We start from the raw sequence: 2701 nt of genomic DNA, 5'->3' as shown, positions 1-2701 counted from the left end.
GGCCTGGCCCTCGCGGAGCCGGTCCGGCAGGGCGGGCAGGGGCGGGGCGTCGACGAGCGGGTCGACCGGCTCGGCGGGGAAGTGGGTGGCCCGGCGGACCTCGTCGATCGAGTCGACCCCGCACACGCCGCAGGCGCTGGTCATGGTGGCCGCCCGGGCGGCGCGGGGCTCCGGGACATCGGGCGACAGGGTCACGGTGAGCGTGTTGTAGTCCTGCTCGGCGCGGCCGCTGACGGTGGTGCAGTAGCAGATCCCGGGCAGGTGATCGCGGTGCCAGACGGCGCCCTCGGAGACCAGGTGGCCGGCGGCCAGGTCCATGTCGTCACCGGGCGTCCGCATGGTCACGACGTACGGGCCGCCGCCCACCCGGATCTCCAGGGGCTCCTCACGGGGGGGGGGGGTGATCTCGCGCGCCGGCTCGCCGCGGGGGCGCAGGCGCGTGGGGGGATGGCGGGTGCTTCGTCGTCCCATGGTGGTCGAGGTTAGCGGGACGCCACCCGGAGTACGCCCGCCCCCCGGACGTCGCCCGCGTCGAGGTAGGCCAGCGCCTCGGCGGCCTGGTCGAACCCGTACTCGTGCGTGGTGGGCCGCAGCCCCAGTCGTGCGGCGAGCGCGAGGAACTCCTCGCCGTCGGCGCGGGTGTTGCTCTCCACGCTCGTGAGGGTCCGCTCATGGAACAGCTGACGTCGGTAGTCGAGCCCGGGCACGTCGCTGAGGTGGATCCCCGCCACGGCGAGCGTGCCGCCGGGGGCCAGGGCCTCCATGGCGACGGGGACGATCTCGCCGGCGGGGGCGAAGAGGATGGCCGCATCCAGCGGGACCGGGGGCGGGCTCAGCGCGTCACCGGCCGAGGCGGCACCGAGCTCCAGCGCCAGCCGACGCGCACCCTCGCCGCGGGTGAGGACGTGGACCTCGGCTCCCTGGGCCAGCGCGAGCTGCGCGGTGATGTGCGCGGACCCGCCGAAACCGTAGAGCCCGAGCCGTCCGCCGGGGGGCAGCGCGGCCCGCGTGAGCGCGCGGTAGCCGATGATCCCCGCGCAGAGCAGCGGGGCGGCGGTCGCGTCGTCAAGCTCGTCGGGCAGCCGATAGGCGAACGCCTCCGGGACCGTCGTGAACTCGGCGTATCCGCCGTCGGCGTCCCAGCCGGTGTACCGGGACCCCGGGCACAGGTTCTCCCGGCCGGTCCGGCAGAACCCGCAGCGCCCGCACGTACTCCGCAACCAGGGGATGCCCACCCTGTCTCCCGGGGCGAACCGGCCGCTGTCGGGCCCGGCGCCCGCGACCTCCCCGACGATCTCGTGCCCCGGGACCACCCGGGCCCGGTGCACGGGCAGGTCACCGGTCGCGACGTGGAGGTCGGTCCGGCACACGCCGCAGGTGAGCACCCGGACCAGGACCTCGCCGGGGGCGGGGTCGGGGACGGGGAGCTCGGTCAGCTCGAGGGGGCCGCCGGCCAGGGGCCCGGGTTCTCCGACCACCCATGCGCGCATCGTCGTCATGCGGGAACACCTCGATCCTGCGCCGTCCACCCTCGCGCGGACGTCAGATGTAGATTGCCGGGTCGATGTAGAACTGCGCGTCGCGCAGCTCCTCCTTGGTGGACCTGGCCGGCTTGGCCACGCCCGGGATGCCCACGACGATCGAGCCGGCCGGGGCGCTCTTGACCACCACGGCGTTGGCCCCGACGGAGGAGTCGGCACCGATCTCGACCGGGCCGAGGATTTTGGCGCCGGCGCCCACGGTCACGCGGTCCCCCAGGGTCGGGTGCCGCTTGACCTGCTTGAGCGAGACCCCGCCCAGGGTCACGCCGTGGTAGAGCATGCAGTCGTCGCCGATCTCGGCGGTCTCCCCGATCACCACGCCCATCCCGTGATCGATGAAGAACCGGCGGCCGATGGTGGCGCCGGGATGGATTTCGATCCCCGTGAGGAACCGCGCGAACTGGGCCAGGACGCGCGCGGCGGTCCGGCCGGCACCGCCCCGGGTCCACATGCGATGGGACAGCCGGTGGATCCAGATCGCGTGCAGGCCCGAGTAGACGACCGCGTTCTCGAGGTCGCCGCGCGCGGCCGGATCGTGGGCGCGCGCCGCGGTGAGGTCCTCGCGCACCGTGCGCAGGAACCCCACCGGGCGTCGGGTGTGATCGGACATCAGTCGCGGTAGTCCTCGAACAGCATCGTGGAGACGTAGCGCTCGCCGTAGTCGCACACGATCACGACGATGGTCTTGCCGGCGTTCTCGGGCCGCTTGGCGATCTGCAGCGCCGCCCAGACGTTGGCGCCCGAGGAGATGCCGCAGAGGATGCCCTCCTCCTTGCCGAGCCGCCTGGCGATCGCCAGCGAGTCCTCGAGGGTGACGTCGACGACCTCGTTGTAGATCTCCCGGTCGAGGATCTCGGGGACGAAGTTGGCACCGAGGCCCTGGATCTTGTGCGGGCCGGCCTTGCCCTCGGTGAGGAGCGGCGAGTCCTTGGGCTCCACGGCGACGATCTGGATGTCCGACTTCTGCGAGCGCAGGTAGTTGCCCGCGCCGGAGATGGTGCCGCCGGTGCCGATGCCGGCCACAAAGACGTCGACGTCCCCGTCGGTGTCCTCCCAGACCTCCGGGCCGGTGGTGCGGCGATGGACGTCGACGTTGGCGGGGTTGGCGAACTGGCCGGCCCGAACGGCGGTCTCCCGGGTCGCGGCGACCTCCCCGGCCT

General features: G+C 73.5%; 4 protein-coding genes. All 4 read right to left on the bottom strand.

Going from position 1 to position 2701, the window contains the following annotated elements; genetic code table 11:
- Positions 1–471: formate dehydrogenase accessory sulfurtransferase FdhD (locus tag Q0444_RS11490; protein WP_299023284.1), on the bottom strand; the 471-nt coding region annotated here is incomplete at its 3' end.
- Between the two features lie 11 nt (positions 472–482).
- On the bottom strand, positions 483–1499 hold the full coding sequence (locus tag Q0444_RS11485) for a zinc-dependent alcohol dehydrogenase family protein (protein WP_299023283.1): 1017 nt from the start codon (positions 1497–1499) through the stop codon (positions 483–485).
- Between the two features lie 43 nt (positions 1500–1542).
- Complete coding sequence (gene epsC / locus Q0444_RS11480) at positions 1543–2127, bottom strand: serine O-acetyltransferase EpsC (RefSeq protein ID WP_299023285.1); 585 nt, start codon at positions 2125–2127, stop codon at positions 1543–1545.
- Between the two features lie 23 nt (positions 2128–2150).
- The coding region (locus Q0444_RS11475) for a pyridoxal-phosphate dependent enzyme (protein WP_299023282.1) at positions 2151–2701 on the bottom strand (551 nt) is incomplete at its 5' end.

Source organism: uncultured Dietzia sp., assembly GCF_937873725.1.
In the GTDB taxonomy this organism is placed as follows: Bacteria; Actinomycetota; Actinomycetes; order Mycobacteriales; family Mycobacteriaceae; genus Dietzia.
Note: the sequence above shows the minus strand (reverse complement) of the source record. Positions and strands in the feature narration are given on the sequence as shown.